15 protein-coding genes are annotated in these 14,501 nt (G+C 65.9%); 9 read left to right on the top strand and 6 right to left on the bottom strand.

Annotation, left to right across the window (positions count from 1 at the left end):
* Nucleotides 1-4 precede the first annotated feature (4 nt).
* Complete coding sequence (gene rpsM / locus LCM15_RS08220; protein ID WP_224855287.1) at nucleotides 5-373, bottom strand: 30S ribosomal protein S13; 369 nt, start codon at nucleotides 371-373, stop codon at nucleotides 5-7.
* Between the two features lie 282 nt (nucleotides 374-655).
* Here rpsM and LCM15_RS08215 point away from each other — a divergent pair, with 282 nt between their 5' ends.
* On the top strand, nucleotides 656-1,051 hold the full coding sequence (locus tag LCM15_RS08215) for a BLUF domain-containing protein (protein ID WP_224855285.1): 396 nt from the start codon (nucleotides 656-658) through the stop codon (nucleotides 1,049-1,051).
* Nucleotides 1,052-1,211: 160 nt separating this feature from the next.
* Here LCM15_RS08215 and LCM15_RS08210 read toward each other — a convergent pair whose 3' ends face one another.
* The 4 genes from LCM15_RS08210 to LCM15_RS08195 form a co-directional block, all read right to left on the bottom strand.
* Nucleotides 1,212-1,790: an adenylate kinase gene (locus tag LCM15_RS08210; protein ID WP_224855283.1), complete on the bottom strand. Its 579-nt coding sequence runs from the start codon at nucleotides 1,788-1,790 to the stop codon at nucleotides 1,212-1,214.
* Nucleotides 1,787-3,151, bottom strand: coding sequence for a preprotein translocase subunit SecY (gene secY, locus LCM15_RS08205; protein ID WP_224855281.1), 1,365 nt, complete (start codon nucleotides 3,149-3,151; stop codon nucleotides 1,787-1,789). The genes LCM15_RS08210 and secY overlap by 4 nt, the downstream gene beginning before the upstream one ends.
* Nucleotides 3,152-3,261: 110 nt before the next feature.
* Nucleotides 3,262-3,732, bottom strand: coding sequence for a 50S ribosomal protein L15 (gene rplO / locus LCM15_RS08200; protein WP_224855279.1), 471 nt, complete (start codon nucleotides 3,730-3,732; stop codon nucleotides 3,262-3,264).
* 386 nt (nucleotides 3,733-4,118) lie between these two features.
* Nucleotides 4,119-4,364: an accessory factor UbiK family protein gene (locus LCM15_RS08195; protein WP_224855277.1), complete on the bottom strand. Its 246-nt coding sequence runs from the start codon at nucleotides 4,362-4,364 to the stop codon at nucleotides 4,119-4,121.
* A gap of 95 nt (nucleotides 4,365-4,459) precedes the next feature.
* Between LCM15_RS08195 and lgt the strand changes: the two genes are divergently transcribed.
* From lgt to LCM15_RS08175, 4 genes are all read left to right on the top strand, one after another.
* Entirely contained in the window at nucleotides 4,460-5,347 is an 888-nt protein-coding gene (gene lgt, locus LCM15_RS08190; RefSeq protein WP_224855275.1) for a prolipoprotein diacylglyceryl transferase, read from the top strand.
* The gene (locus LCM15_RS08185) at nucleotides 5,344-6,408 is read left to right on the top strand and encodes a class I SAM-dependent methyltransferase (protein ID WP_224855273.1); all 1,065 of its coding nucleotides are present in this window, start codon (nucleotides 5,344-5,346) and stop codon (nucleotides 6,406-6,408) included. Before lgt ends, LCM15_RS08185 begins: the two co-directional genes overlap by 4 nt.
* Complete coding sequence (gene pgeF / locus LCM15_RS08180) at nucleotides 6,405-7,160, top strand: peptidoglycan editing factor PgeF (protein WP_224855270.1); 756 nt, start codon at nucleotides 6,405-6,407, stop codon at nucleotides 7,158-7,160. The genes LCM15_RS08185 and pgeF overlap by 4 nt, the downstream gene beginning before the upstream one ends.
* A 594-nt stretch (nucleotides 7,161-7,754) precedes the next feature.
* Entirely contained in the window at nucleotides 7,755-8,435 is a 681-nt protein-coding gene (locus LCM15_RS08175) for a Hint domain-containing protein (protein WP_224855268.1), read from the top strand.
* A 15-nt stretch (nucleotides 8,436-8,450) separates the two neighbouring features.
* On the opposite strand, the gene LCM15_RS08170 is transcribed toward LCM15_RS08175, so the two are convergent.
* Complete coding sequence (locus tag LCM15_RS08170; RefSeq protein WP_224855718.1) at nucleotides 8,451-8,951, bottom strand: Lrp/AsnC family transcriptional regulator; 501 nt, start codon at nucleotides 8,949-8,951, stop codon at nucleotides 8,451-8,453.
* A 309-nt stretch (nucleotides 8,952-9,260) separates the two neighbouring features.
* On the opposite strand from LCM15_RS08170, the gene trxB reads away from it, so the two are divergent.
* The 4 genes from trxB to LCM15_RS08150 all read left to right on the top strand — a co-directional run bounded on the left by trxB (nucleotide 9,261) and on the right by LCM15_RS08150 (nucleotide 14,496).
* Nucleotides 9,261-10,265 carry a thioredoxin-disulfide reductase gene (gene trxB, locus LCM15_RS08165; RefSeq protein WP_224855266.1) on the top strand — a complete coding sequence of 335 codons (1,005 nt, stop codon included), beginning with the start codon at nucleotides 9,261-9,263 and terminating at the stop codon, nucleotides 10,263-10,265.
* Between the two features lie 236 nt (nucleotides 10,266-10,501).
* On the top strand, nucleotides 10,502-12,580 hold the full coding sequence (locus tag LCM15_RS08160) for a bifunctional sulfate adenylyltransferase/adenylylsulfate kinase (RefSeq protein ID WP_224855264.1): 2,079 nt from the start codon (nucleotides 10,502-10,504) through the stop codon (nucleotides 12,578-12,580).
* A 161-nt stretch (nucleotides 12,581-12,741) separates the two neighbouring features.
* Nucleotides 12,742-13,059, top strand: coding sequence for a hypothetical protein (locus LCM15_RS08155; RefSeq protein WP_224855262.1), 318 nt, complete (start codon nucleotides 12,742-12,744; stop codon nucleotides 13,057-13,059).
* 150 nt (nucleotides 13,060-13,209) lie between these two features.
* Entirely contained in the window at nucleotides 13,210-14,496 is a 1,287-nt protein-coding gene (locus tag LCM15_RS08150) for a flavin-containing monooxygenase (protein ID WP_224855260.1), read from the top strand.
* The last annotated feature ends 5 nt before the right edge of the window (nucleotides 14,497-14,501 follow it).

The raw sequence follows: 14,501 nt of genomic DNA, 5'->3' as shown, positions 1-14,501 counted from the left end.
TCCCTTACTTCTTCTTGCCGGCGATCGGCTTCGCGGGGCCCTTGCGGGTACGCGCGTTGGTGTGGGTCCGCTGACCGCGGACGGGGAGGTTGCGGCGGTGACGCAGGCCACGGTAGCAGCCGAGGTCCATCAGGCGCTTGACGTTCATCTGAACTTCACGGCGCAGGTCACCCTCGACGGTGTAGTTCGCGTCGATGTGCTCGCGGATGGCGAGGACTTCGGAGTCGGACAGCTCGTTGACGCGACGGGTCGCGTCGATGTTCACGGCTTCGCAGATCTGCTCAGCCGAGGTGTGACCGATACCGGTGATGTAGGTGAGGGCGATCGGCACCCGTTTGTTGGTCGGGATGTTGACGCCGGCAATACGTGCCAAATCTCTGTTCCTTTTCGTTGCGGTTCCGTAGCGCCAGAACCTTTTTTCACAACATGAGCCCGAGGCGAAATCGCCGTCGGGCTGTCCGCTGATGAGGTGATCTGCGGTAGGGGAGCGACCCGCCCCGCAAACATTGATTCTCAGATAGAGATGCGGGTGGGTATGAGGATTCGAAGCAGGGGTCAAGCCCTATGTCGGAACCTCGCGCCGCAATGGCGCGTTTCTCACGGTATGACAACCGTTCACCATATCCCCCGCCCGAGCACGGGATCTGATCCCGACATGATCACACAGATGCTTTATACAAGTCTGTCGCGGCATCCGCGAGGTCATTCATCGGATTATGACATTCTTGAGCACGCGATGCAAAACAATCGCTCCGCGGGCGTGACGGGCTATCTCCTGCGCGATACCGACCGGTTTTGTCAGCTGCTCGAAGGAGCGCAGGGCGTTCTGGACGCGCTTTACGACCGAATTCATCGCGACCCGCGCCACCACCAGATTGTCCTGCGGATGAAGCGCACGGTGCGCGAGCGCGGCTTTCTCGGCTGGTCGATGGGCTACGGAAGCCTGTCGGCTGAAGACAGCGCCATTCTCGCGCGGAGTTTTGCCGGGCCACCGAAGGGTATTCTGTTGGCCTTCAACCGAGTCAGTCGTATTGCCAGTGTCGCTGGATGACCAGCGCCAGGGCAGGGCGGGGTGCCCGAGTGTGCAGTCGGCGGAGCGGGCGGCGGTGCGCTTTCGTCCAGCGAGGCCGGTGACGGTCTGACACGGCTGCGCCGCAAAGAAAAAGGCGGACCCTCGGGCCCGCCTCTGATCTCTTCGCGAACAGCAGCGCTCAGCTGTCGAGCCGTTCCGCAAGCGATGCCTTGACCTCGTCCATCGAGGCCATGCCGTCGATGCGCGAGTACAGCCCCTTGGCGTAGTAGTACCCGATCAGCGGCGAGGTCTGCTTGTAGTATTCCATCAGACGCGTCTTGAAGCTCTCGGCATTGTCATCGGCACGCGGTTTCTCACCGGCGGCGATGGCGGCCTCGGCGCGCCCCACGATGCGGTCGACCAGCGCCACGTCGTCGACGCGCAGCTCGATCACCTTGTCGAGGCTCTGGCCCATCTCGGTCAGCAGCTCACCCAGCGCGTCGGCCTGCTTCAGCGTGCGGGGGAAGCCGTCGAAGATGACGCCCGATGCCTTCGTGGTCTGCAGCTTTTCGCGGATCAGGCCGATGACGATCTCGTCGGTGACCAGTTCCCCTGCATCCATGATCGCGGCGACACGCTTGCCCATCTCGCTGCCCGAGGCCTTGGCCTCGCGCAGCATGTCTCCGGTCGAGAGCTGCACCATGCCACGCTCTTCGACGAGAAACCCGGCCTGTGTGCCCTTGCCGGCGCCCGGCGGTCCAAGAAGAATAATGTTCATCGGCGTGCAGGCCCCCTCCGCTTGCGGGTCTTACTCTTACCGCGGAGCTGCGACTTCTGAATAAGACCTTCGTATTGATGTGCCAGCAGATGGCTTTGGATCTGCTGAATGGTGTCCATGGTCACCGAAACCACGATGAGAACCGAGGTGCCGCCGAAATAGAACGGGATCGCGTATTGCGAGCGCAGGATCTCGGGCATGAGGCAGACGGCAGCCAGGTAGGCAGAGCCAACGACCAGGATACGGTTGACCACGTATTCGAGGTGATCCGCGGTCCGCTTGCCGGGGCGAATGCCCGGGATGAAGCCGTTCTGGTTCTTCAGGTTGTCGGCCACGTCATCGGGTTTGAACGACACGTTGAAGGTGTAGAAATACGCGAAGAACACGATCATCGCGGCGAAGAACAGCAGGTAGAGCGGCTGTCCGGGGCCGAAATAGGCGAGGATCGTCGACATCACCGGACCGCTCGAGCCGGCTTGGCTGAAGGTCGCGATGGTGGTCGGAAGCAGCAGCAGCGAGGAGGCGAAGATCGCCGGGATCACGCCCGCCGGGTTGACCTTGACGGGCAGGTGCGACTGCTGCGCCTCGGTCATCTTCATGCCGACCTGGCGGCGCGGGTACTGGATGGTGATCTTGCGCAGGGCGCGTTCCATGAACACCACGAACATGATCACCGCGATGACCATGATGATGACCCCCACGATGATCGCCGGGCTCATGGCGCCGGAGCGACCCGAGGCGAAGAACTGCGCCAGTGCGGCGGGGATCTCGGCCACGATGCCGACGAAGATGATCAGCGAGATGCCGTTGCCGACGCCGCGTGCGGTGATCTGCTCGCCCAGCCACATCAAGAACATCGTGCCGCCGACCAGCGTGATCACCACGGCGGCGCGGAAATACCAGCCGGCCTCGTGGGCGAGGTCACCGGCCTCGAGCGACACCGCCAGCCCGTAGGCCTGGAACAGCGCCAGCGCGACCGTGCCGTAGCGGGTGTACTGGTTGATCTTCTTGCGGCCCTGCTCGCCCTCTTTCTTGAGCTGCTCGAGCGCCGGCACCATGGCCGCGAGGAGCTGCACGATGATCGAGGCAGAGATGTAGGGCATGATGCCGAGGGCGAAAATGCCCATGCGTCCCAGCGCGCCACCGGTGAACATGGAGACCATGCCGCCGATGCCCTGACCGGCCTGCTCCATGAAATCGCGGAGCGCGCCGCCGTCGATGCCGGGGACGGGGATGAAGGTGCCCAGCCGGTAGACGATCAGAAGTCCGAGGGTGAATAGGATGCGGTTGCGAAGGTCAGTGGCCTTCCCAAGCGCCGCCCAACTGGTGTTGGCGGCCATTTGTTCCACAGCGGATGCCATGCGGGTCCTCTCGAAGGCAGAACGCCGCCGGAAGCGCTTTCCGGCTCCGGCGGCGTTCGTGGAAAACGTGGGGTCCTATGTAAGCGGCAGTTTCACCGCTCACAACCCGCTTATTCTGCGGCCGCCGCGGTCGTGACCTTGAGAGCGCCGCCGGCTTTCTCGACCGCCTCGACGGCCGATTTCGACGCGCCAGTGGTCTCGATGGTCAGGGCGGTGGTGACGTCACCCTTGGCGAGCACGCGGATGCCGTCGAGCTTGCGGCGCACGAGGCCCGATGCCACCAGGCTGTCCTCGGTGATCGATGCGGCGTCGAGCTTGCCTGCATCGACGAACTTCTGGATCAGGCCGAGGTTGACGACGGCATAGCTCTTGCGGTTCGGCTTGTTGAAGCCGCGCTTGGGCAGGCGCTGGTAGAGCGGCATCTGGCCGCCTTCGTAGCCGTTGATGGCCACACCCGAACGCGATTTCTGGCCCTTGATACCACGGCCACCCATCTTGCCCTTGCCCGAACCCGGGCCACGGCCAACGCGCTTTTTCGACTGGACGGCGCCAGGATTGTCGCGGAGTTCATTCAGTTTCATGTCGCTTCTCCATTGCCGGATGTGGCCCCGAAGCGAACGGGCCAACCACGGCGTTTCTTGGTTTTCTGAATCAGTGGCCTTAAGCCACCGGGGGCCTGTACCGCAGAGCCCCGGCCAAAGCAAGGGTGCGGGCGTGGCTCGGTGGCTCGGGATCTGCCCTAATCCTAAAGCATCGCTGCATCGCGCGACGGCCTGCCTCCGGCGGGAGTATTTTTGACGAAGAGAAGCCAGGGGCGCGGCGCTCCTGGCTTCTTTGGTTCAAAAATACCTCGGGGGTGAATTGGCGCACGGCGCCAAGAGGGGGCAGCGCCCCCTCTTTCGTTCTTAAAGGCGCACGTCGGGTGAGACAGGGCGCGCGGACATCTCTCATGTCGCCTTCGGGGCGATTACTCCGCGCCCTTTTCCAGAGCGTCGAGACGGGCCTTCAGCGCCTCGTTCTCCTCGCGGGCCTTCTGGGCCATGGCGCGCACGGCGTCGAACTCCTCGCGGGTGACGAAATCGCGCTCGGCCAGCCAGCGGTCGATCATCGACTTCATCGCCGTCTCGGCCTCGTCCCTCGCGCCCTGTGCCACGCCCATGGCGTTGGTCATCAGCTGCGAGATGTCGTCGAATACCTTGTTGCGGGTCTGCATGGGTGCTCCTGATACGATGCTACCCTCAATATGGGCCCTCGGGCCGCCGGCCTCAAGGTTGACTTCGCCGGCAAAGCGACGGCACTCATGCCGCCATGAAAGCTGCGCTGCAATTCCCCTCGCTCTCGCCCGAACTGTTCTCGATCTCGATCGGCAGTTTCGAGTTCGCCCTGCGCTGGTACGCGCTGGCCTATATCGTCGGCATCCTGCTGGGCTGGCAGCTCGCCGCCGCGGCGCTGCGCCGCGCCCGCCTCTGGCACGACGACAGTCCGCCGATGAGCACCGAGCAGCTCGAGCAGCTGCTGACCTGGGTGATCCTCGGCATCATCCTCGGCGGGCGGCTGGGCTTCGTGCTGTTCTACCAGCCGGCCTATTACCTCTCCAATCCCGGCGAGATCCTGATGATCTGGCATGGCGGCATGTCGTTCCATGGCGGGCTGCTGGGGGTGATTCTGGCGGTGCTCGGCTTCTGTGCCAAGCATCGCATCCGCCTGATGCCCACCGCCGACCTTATGGCGCTGGCGGTGCCGCCGGGGCTGCTGCTCGGGCGGGTGGCGAATTTCGTCAATGCCGAGCTCTGGGGCCGACCCACCGACCTGCCCTGGGGGGTGATCTTCCCCGGCGAGGCGGCACAGGCCTGCGGACAGGCCGCGGGAGAGCTTTGCGCCCGCCACCCGTCCCAGCTCTACGAGGCCGGGCTCGAGGGGCTGATCCTCGGCGCGGTGCTGATCTGGCTGGCCTTCGCGCGCGGAGCGCTCAAGCGCCCCGGCACCGTCGCCGGCACGTTCTTTGCGGGCTATGGCCTCGCGCGGTTCCTCGTCGAGTTCGCCCGCCAGCCCGATGCGCAGTTCGTCTCGCCGGGCAACCCGCTGGGGCTCGCCTTTCAGGTCGGCGGCTACGGTCTCACCATGGGGCAGATCCTGTCGCTCCCGATGATCCTCATCGGTGTGGCGCTGCTGATCCGGGCGAGGCGGCGGGCATGACGCCGCTCGAGGAGATCCTGCACCGGCGCATCGCGGCCGAAGGGCCGATGACCATCGCCGAATACATGGCGATCTGCCTGAGCCATCCGCAACACGGCTACTACACCACCCGCGACCCGCTGGGCGTGGCCGGGGATTTCACCACCGCGCCCGAGATCAGCCAGATGTTCGGCGAACTGCTTGGCCTGTGCCTCGCGCAGTGCTGGATTGAGCAGGGGCGGCCATCGTCCTTCGTGCTGGCCGAGCTGGGGCCGGGGCGCGGCACGCTGATGTCCGACGCCACACGCGCCATGCGCGGCGTCCCGGGGATGCTCGAGGCGGCGCGTCTGCACCTGGTCGAGACCTCGCCACGACTGCGCGACGAGCAGCATCGAAGGCTGGCGCCTCTGATGCCGGTCTGGCACGACAGCATCGCCAACCTGCCCGAAGCGCCGCTCTACCTGCTCGCGAACGAGTTCTTCGACGCGCTGCCGATTCGGCAGTTCCTGCGCTCGGGCGAGGGCTGGTGCGAGCGCGTGGTCGGCGTCGTCGACGGCCGGCTCGCCTTCGGGCTGACCGAGCCCGCGCCACGCGGCGAGCTCGAGCATCGGCTGGCAGACACGGAGGAGGGCGATCTTGTCGAGACCTGCGCCCCGGCCACCGGCATCGCAGAAGAGATCGGCCGTCGCATCGCCGCGCATGGCGGCGCCGCGCTGATGGTGGACTACGGCAGCGCGCGCAGCCTTGGCGACACGTTCCAGGCGGTGCGCAGGCACGAGAAGGTCTCGCCCCTCGACGCGCCGGGCGGGGCCGACCTCACCGCGCATGTGGATTTCGGTGCGCTGGCCGCGGCGATGCCCTGCGCCACGACCGCGCTCACGCCGCAGGGGGTCTTCCTCGAACGGCTGGGCATCACCGAGCGCGCCCGTGCGCTTGCGGCCCGGCTGAGCGGCGCGGAGCTCGACAGCCACGTCTCTGCACATCGCCGGTTGACGCACCCCGAGGAAATGGGTTCGCTGTTCAAGACACTCGGGGCCTTTCCGGAAGGCGCGGCCCCACCGCCCGGACTGCAGGACACATGACGCTCGAGATCATCACCGCGCAAAGCCTCGTTCCCCTGAGGCACGGTTTCTTCACCCGCAAGGGCGGCGCCTCGTCCGGGGTGTTCGCGGGGCTGAACTGCGGCAACGGCTCGTCGGACCAGTCCGAGATCGTGGCCATCAACCGTGCGCGCGTCGCCGAGGCGATGGAGGTCCCGGTCGGGCGTCTGCTCAATGTTCACCAGACCCATTCCTCGAAGGTGCTTGTGGTCGACGGGCCGCATGAGGGCCCCGTGCCCGAGGCTGACGCGCTGGTCACCGCAACGCCGGGGCTGGCGATCGCGGTGCTCACCGCCGACTGTCAGCCGGTGCTGTTCGCCGATGCCGAGGCGGGCGTGGTCGGAGCCGCCCACGCCGGTTGGCGCGGTGCCATCGACGACATCCTCGACGAAACCGTGACCGCCATGGTCGGGCTGGGTGCGGTGCGCGAGCGCATCCGGGCCGTGATCGGCCCGAGCATCAGTCAGCGCGCCTACGAGGTCGGACCCGAGTTCTTCGAGACCTTCATGAGTGCCGATCCCGCGCATGGCCGCTTCTTCGCAGGCGGGGAGGGCGATCGGATGCATTTTGACCTGCCGGGCTTTGGCCTGCACAAGCTGCGCGAGGCCGGGGTCGAGGCGGAATGGACGCGCCACTGCACCTATTCCGATCCGCAGCGCTTTTATTCCTTCCGCCGCTCGGTGCACGAGCGCGAAGCGGATTACGGACGCCTGATCTCGGCCATCCGGCTTTAGTCCCGGTTCCGGACGCAGAGCCCGGGCGCTGCCGAAAGTTCGGCGCCTCTTCTGAACGGCGAGTCTCCGGCCATGCACCGGAATACCCCGCACGCGGAATGGTGCTGCTAAGAGCTTGAGAACCACGCGCAATCGCCATGGCATGGACCGTTTCGTCAACTCGGACGCCGCAACCGGCATGCCAGCCAGGGCGGAGGCTAAGCCAAGCTGGCATCGCGTGCCCCGCAGGTAGGCCCCGATCCTGCAATAGCCCGATCTGCGGCTCGATTCGCCTCAGTTTTGCCAAGGTTCGGTGCGATGATGTTGAGAGCGAAACACTCGCTGTCTTTTAATTTGATTGCTGGCGTTTGTTCGCGCACAACCGTTTATTCTTTGACATGCCCCGGGTTTTGGGGCCTATTTCATTTCGTTCGTTTACATCGGTTCATTTATTGTTGTCGGTGCCAACACCGACGTGACCGGTTCTTTAAAGGTGCTGACGTGTCTCGTGTTAACCAGTCCTCCAAGGCCGCGCCGTTTTCGGCCTCTTTTGAAACCTCCCGCAGGTCCGTTCCGCTCCGTGCCGAGCCGCGCCCCAGACGAAGTTCGGTTCCGATGCGCACCTACGAGACCGCGGCGCTGATGCCCGATCTCACGATTTCCTTCAGAAGCCAGATGGCCCCCGCCGAGCCGATTTTCGAAGAGGCCTTCACGGCGTTCCCGCGTGGCACGCTGATCCCTACCGTGAGCGGCCCGGTCGCCATCGAGGATCTGCTGCCCGGCGACGAGGTCGAGAGCAGTGCCGGCGTGCAGCCGGTCACCTGGATCGGCTCGACCACCTATGAGCCTGCAGCGTCGGATGATGCCAGGATGCAGACGTCGCTGTCGCGCATCACCGCCGAGGGCTTTGGCCCGGGGTGCCCGATGGCTGACGTGGTCGTCGGACCGGCGGCGCGCATGGTGATGCGCTCCGAGCGGCTGACATCGCGGACCGCGCACGAGAGGGTGTTGGTGCCGGTGGCGGATTTCGCCGACGGCGCGCGCATCGTCGACGTGGCCCCGGCAAGCTCGGTCCAGCTTTATCACCTGATGCTGGGGCGGCACGCCACCATCCGCATCGGCGGCATCGAGATGGAGAGCTACCATCCGGGCCGGACGCTCGCCCACGCCATGGGCGAGAGCGGTACGGCGCTGTTCCTGTCGCTGTTCCCGAATATCGGCCAGGCCGAGGATTTCGGCGCGCTCTGCCTCGCGCGCACAACGCGCAAGGCGATTGACGGACGTCAGTCTCGATAATCCGCTAGGGGCGGCTCAGGCGGAGCGGCTCAGCCGTTCCTCGAGCACGTCGAACGGCACACCCGGCTCGTCCTTGGCGCCCCGGATCACCAGCGAGGTCTTCACACTGCCGACATTCTCGGCGGTGAGCAGCTCTCCGGTCAGGAAGCTCTGGAAGGTCGACAGATCGGGCGCCACGCATTTCAGGATGAAGTCGACCTCGCCGTTGAGCATGTGGCACTCGCGCACGAGCGGCCAGTTGCGGCAGCGTTCCTCGAAGGCGCGCAGGTCGCTTTCGGCCTGGCTCTGCAGCCCGACCGAGGCAAAGACCTGAACCTCGAAGCCCAGCTCGCGCGGATCGACTTCGGCGTGGTAGCCTCGGATGAAGCCCTGCTCCTCGAGCGTGCGCACCCGGCGCAGGCAGGGCGGGGCAGAAATTCCGACGCGTTTGGCAAGCTCGACATTGGTCATGCGGCCATCGGCCTGAAGCTCCGCCAAAATCTTGCGATCGATCGGATCGAGCCGGTGTCCGGGCATCGTCATACCTCTTTTCATTTCGCGATTGTTATACCATCCCGGCTGCGTGGCGCAATAAAGTTTCACTTTTGCGAAAGAATATTAAGTTCTCATGCGTTAAAGCGCTGAAAATTCCATCGGCACACTGTCAGGTTGAGGCGCGCGCCGTGGCGGCTGTTGGCGCGAACATCGGTTCGGCCGCGACGGCGGGGCGGTTCGCGCGCCTTATGCCGCGCTGCGGCGCAAACGGCAAGCGCTTCGGGGCGGGGCTTTCGCTGCCGCGGCAAGCCGACTATATGAGCGCGAAACGCTTTGACCGAGGATTGCCCCATGTCCGATACCCGCCACACCAAGGTCCTGATCATCGGCTCCGGCCCGGCCGGCTACACCGCCGGGGTCTATGCCTCGCGCGCCATGCTCGAGCCGATCCTCGTGCAGGGGCTCGAGCCGGGCGGTCAGCTCACCACCACCACCGAGGTCGAGAACTGGCCCGGCCATACCGAGGTGCAGGGCCCCGAGTTGATGGTCAACATGGAGGCCCACGCCCGCGCCATGGGCACCGAGATCATCGGGGACATCATCACCAAGCTCGACCTCGACGTGCGGCCCTTCGTGGCGCATGGCGACAGCGGCACCACCTACACCGCCGACGCCGTGATTCTCGCCACCGGCGCCCGCGCCAAGTGGCTGGGGCTCGAGTCCGAGGAAGCCTACAAGGGCTTCGGCGTCTCGGCCTGTGCCACCTGCGACGGCTTCTTCTATCGCGGTCAGGAGATCGTGGTGGTCGGCGGCGGCAACACCGCCGTGGAAGAGGCGCTGTTCCTGACCAACTTCGCCAGCAAGGTGACCCTCATCCACCGCCGCGACGAGCTGCGCGCCGAGAAGATCCTGCAGGACCGCCTGCTCAAGCACGAGAAGATCGTGCCGCTCTGGCATCATGCGCTCGAGGAAGTGGTGGGGGAGGGCAGCCCCAAGGGTGTCACCGCTGTCCGCGCCAAGAACGTGCAGACCGGCGAGATCACTGAGATCCCCTGCAAGGGCGTCTTCATCGCCATCGGCCACGCGCCGGCAAACGAACTGGTGAAGGACGTGCTCGAGACCCATATGGGCGGCTACGTGAAGACCCAGCCCGACAGCACCGCGACCTCGATCCCCGGCGTCTTCGCTGCCGGCGACCTGACCGACCACAAGTACCGGCAGGCGGTCACCAGCGCCGGCATGGGCTGCATGGCGGCGCTCGAGGCCGAGCGCTGGCTGGCCGAGCAGGGCATGGACGAGGGCAAGGACGTCTCCGAGCCGCTGGGCTACGGCGCGGTGAACCCGGTCGCCGGCTGAACTGGAAAGACCTTGAGTGATAAAGGGGCGTGCCGCTGGCGCGCCCTTTTTCGTTTTGCCCCGTGCGCGCTGTTCTCGCAGAAGCGACAATCGCCGGTTGAAGTGGGGTTGCAATACATCCGGGCAACGGCAAGCGCCGCGGGTGGCGGAATTGTGCGACTGCAGCAATTTTCCCTTTTCTGGTGTCGCGGTCTGTGCAATGCGTTCACCCGTGAACACACTTTGAGTCGTCTATTATGTCCACCCCGGGTGCAAAACCGATTACCGATGAGGAAGGCCCGCTGTTCCGGCTGTTGCGTCACGTCGACGTCGCACCGCACGCATCGCAGCGGGAAATCTCCTCGGCCATCGGCGTGTCTCTGGGCAGTCTCAATGCGCAGCTTCGGGCCGCAGCCGAAGCCGGGTTCATCACCATCAGCGAACGCTCGGGGCCGGACCGGCGCCAGCGCTTCGCCTATTCCCTGACTTCGCGCGGTGCGGCTGAGAAGGCCCGGCTCACGGACCGTTTTCTGGCGCGGAAGTTCCTCGAGTATCAGGCACTTCACGCCGAACTGACCGGGACCGCCAGCAGCTACGTCCCCTCCACTAACAGGACCAGATTCATGCAGAACAATCTCGCCCCCATTCCCGAGCTGTTCGTCTCGTACGACAGCGCCCAGAAGCTCAAGGTCGAAGCCGGCGAGCTGACCTCGCACGATCTGACCCCGCGCCAGATCTGCGACCTCGAGCTGCTGATGAATGGCGGCTTCTACCCGCTGAAGGGCTTCCTCGGTGAAGAGGACTACAACGGCGTGGTCGACGACATGCGTCTGGCCGACGGCACGCTGTGGCCGATGCCGATCACCCTCGACGTGAAGGAAGACTTCGCCGACACCATCGAGATCGGTCAGGACATCGCCCTGCGCGATCAGGAAGGCGTGATCCTCGCCACCATGACCGTGACCGACAAGTGGGAGCCGAACAAGTCCAAGGAAGCCGAGAAGGTCTTCGGCGCCGATGACGATGCGCACCCGGCGGTCAACTACCTGCACAACACCGCCGGCAAGATCTATCTGGGCGGCCCGGTCACCGGCATCCAGCAGCCGGTGCACTACGACTTCCGCGCCCGCCGCGACACGCCCAACGAGCTGCGCGCCTATTTCCGCAAGCTCGGCTGGCGCAAGGTGGTGGCGTTCCAGACCCGCAACCCCCTGCACCGCGCCCACCAGGAGCTGACCTTCCGCGCCGCGCGTGAATCGCAGGCCAACCTGCTGATCCACCCGGTCGTCGGCATGACCAAGCCCGGCGACGTCGATCACTTCACCCGCGTGCGGTGCTACGAGGCGGTGCTCGACAAGTACCCGGCCTCGACCACCTCGATGTCGCTGCTGCCGCTCGCCATGCGCATGGCAGGCCCGCGCGAGGCGGTCTGGCACGGCCTGATCCGCAAGAACTTCGGTGTGACCCACTTCATCGTCGGTCGCGACCACGCGGGCCCGGGCAAGAACTCCGCCGGCGAAGACTTCTACGGCCCCTATGACGCGCAGGAGCTCTTCAAGCAGCACGAAGAGGAAATGGGCATCGAGATGGTGCCGTTCAAACACATGGTCTACGTCGAAGAGCGCGCCCAGTATGAGCCCGCCGACGAGATCGCCGACAAGGACAGCGTCAACATCCTGAACATCTCGGGCACCGAGCTGCGCCGTCGTCTTCAGGAAGGCCTCGAGATCCCCGAGTGGTTCTCGTTCCCCGAGGTGGTCGCCGAGCTGCGCCGCACCAAGCCGCCGCGCTCGAAGCAGGGCTTCACGGTGTTCTTCACCGGCTTCTCGGGCTCGGGCAAGTCGACCATCGCCAACGCTCTGATGACCAAGCTGATGGAGATGGGCGGCCGTCCGGTGACCCTCCTCGACGGTGACATCGTGCGCAAGAACCTCAGCTCCGAGCTGGGCTTCTCGAAGGAGCACCGCGACCTCAACATCCGCCGCATCGGCTATGTGGCTTCCGAGATCACCAAGAACGGCGGCATCGCGATCTGCGCGCCCATCGCTCCCTACGCGGCCACCCGCCGCGCGGTGCGCGAGGACGTCGAGCAGTTCGGTGCCTTCATCGAGGTGCACGTGGCGACCACGATCGAGGAATGCGAGCGCCGCGACCGCAAGGGCCTCTACAAGCTGGCGCGCGAAGGCAAGATCAAGGAGTTCACCGGCATCTCCGACCCCTACGACGTTCCGGCCAACCCGGAGCTGCGGGTCGAGACCGAGGGCACCGATGTCGACAACTGCGCGCATCAGGTGATCCTGAAGCTCGAGAGCATGGGCCTGATCGCCGGCCACTGAGCCAGCGACACGCCGAAAGTGCAGGGGCCACGCGCGACACCGCGCGTGGCCCTTTTTGCGTGTGGTCGCCAGCGGGGCGGCGCCGATGGCGCGAGAGGCCCGGCTTGTTCGTCGCGCGCGATGGGCTATCCTCGTGGCAAACGACAAAAAGGCAGCCGGCCATGAAACGTCTCATCTTTCTTCTTGCCGCCGCGGTGACGGTGGCCGGTGCGGCGCAGGCCGCGCGCAACCATGGCCGCATCGACCAGACCCCGGTTGCCGAACGGGCCTCCGGCACGTCGACGGAGCGGCTCGCGATGAGCATGGGGCGGCCCAACGCGCTCACTACCGGTGAGCAGCAGGAAGTGGTCTTCCTGCTTCCGGGCACCGACCCCACCACCATCCCGCCGGAGAAATGGGGGCGGGTGCGCGCCATCATCCACGGCGATTACAGCGACGCCCAGAAGAAGACCGATCTGCGGCTTCTCCTCCGGCGCTGACCTGCCGCCCTCCTACTGGGCGGCGTTCCTTGAATAGGTTTTGCCGAAGCAGAGCTGCGGCAGATTGTCATTTTCCGAAGCCACCCCTCTCCGTATCACGGAAGCCGAGATATTCGGGCGCAGCAGCGCCCCGGCACGGAGGACGCGCGGATGACACTCGAGACGATCGACACCCTTGTGGTCGGGGGCGGGCAGGCCGGGATCGCAATGAGCGAGCATCTGGGCCGCGCCGGCATCCCGCATCTGGTGCTCGAGCGCGCCCGCATCGCCGAGCGCTGGCGCTCGGAGCGCTGGGACAGCCTCGTCGCCAACGGTCCGGCATGGCATGACCGCTTTCCCGGCCTCGATTTCCCCGGTGGCGATGGCGAGGCCTTTGTCGCGAAGGAGCAGGTCGCCGACTACTTCGTGCAATATGCCGAGCAGATCGGCGCCCCGCTGCGCTGCGGGGTCGAGGTTACGTCGGTGCGGCGTCTCGAGGGCCAGCGGGGCTTCCGGGTCGAGACCTCCGAGGGGCCGATCGAGGCGCGAAACGTGGTCGCCGCGACCGGGCCGTTCCAGCGCCCGGTGATGCCGGAGGTGATCGCCCCGCGCGACGGCCTGCTGCAGATCCATTCCAACAGCTACCGCAATCCCGCGCAGTTGCCCGACGGCGCGGTTCTGGTGGTGGGGGCGGGCTCGTCCGGCGTCCAGATCGCCGACGAGCTGTCGCGTGCGGGCCGCAAGGTCTTCCTCTCGGTCGGGCCGCACGACCGCCCGCCGCGCCGCTACCGCGGACGCGACTTCGTCTGGTGGCTGGGAGTGCTCGGCAAATGGGACCTCGCCGCGCAAGAGCCGGGCCGCGAGCATGTCACCATCGCGGTGAGCGGTGCGCGCGGGGGCGAGACGGTGGATTTCCGCAGGCTCGCGGCGCAGGGCATCACGCTGCTCGGTCGCACCTTGTCTGAGGAGGGCGGCACGCTGCGCTTTGCCGACGACGTGGCGCTGCAGGTGCAGCGCGGTGACGAGAATTACCTCTCCCTGCTCGACGAGGCCGATGCCTATGTCGCGCGCAACGGGCTTGACCTGCCGGAGGAGCCGGAGGCGCGGGACTTCGGACCCGAGCCCGACTGCCTGACCAACCCGGTCACCGCGCTGGATCTGGACGAGGCTGGCATCACCTCGGTGATCTGGGCCACCGGCTATGCCGTGGATTACGGCTGGCTCGAGGTCGACACGTTCGACGAACGGGGCGTGCCGCGGCATCAGCGCGGGGTCTCGGAGGAGCCGGGGATCTACTTCCTCGGGTTGCCGTGGCAGTCGCGCCGGGGATCGAGCTTTATCTGGGGCGTCTGGCACGACGCCCGCCACGTCGCCGATCAGATCGCGATACAGGCGAGCTACACCGTCTATGACGAGGCCGCACGCGACGGCGCGCGTCCGGTCGCGAAGGCGGGCTGAGGGCG

The organism is Salipiger bermudensis, assembly GCF_020171625.1.
GTDB lineage: Bacteria > Pseudomonadota > Alphaproteobacteria > Rhodobacterales > Rhodobacteraceae > Salipiger > Salipiger bermudensis_B.
The sequence above is the reverse complement of the archived record's forward strand: the minus strand, read 5'-3'. Positions and strand labels throughout refer to the sequence as shown.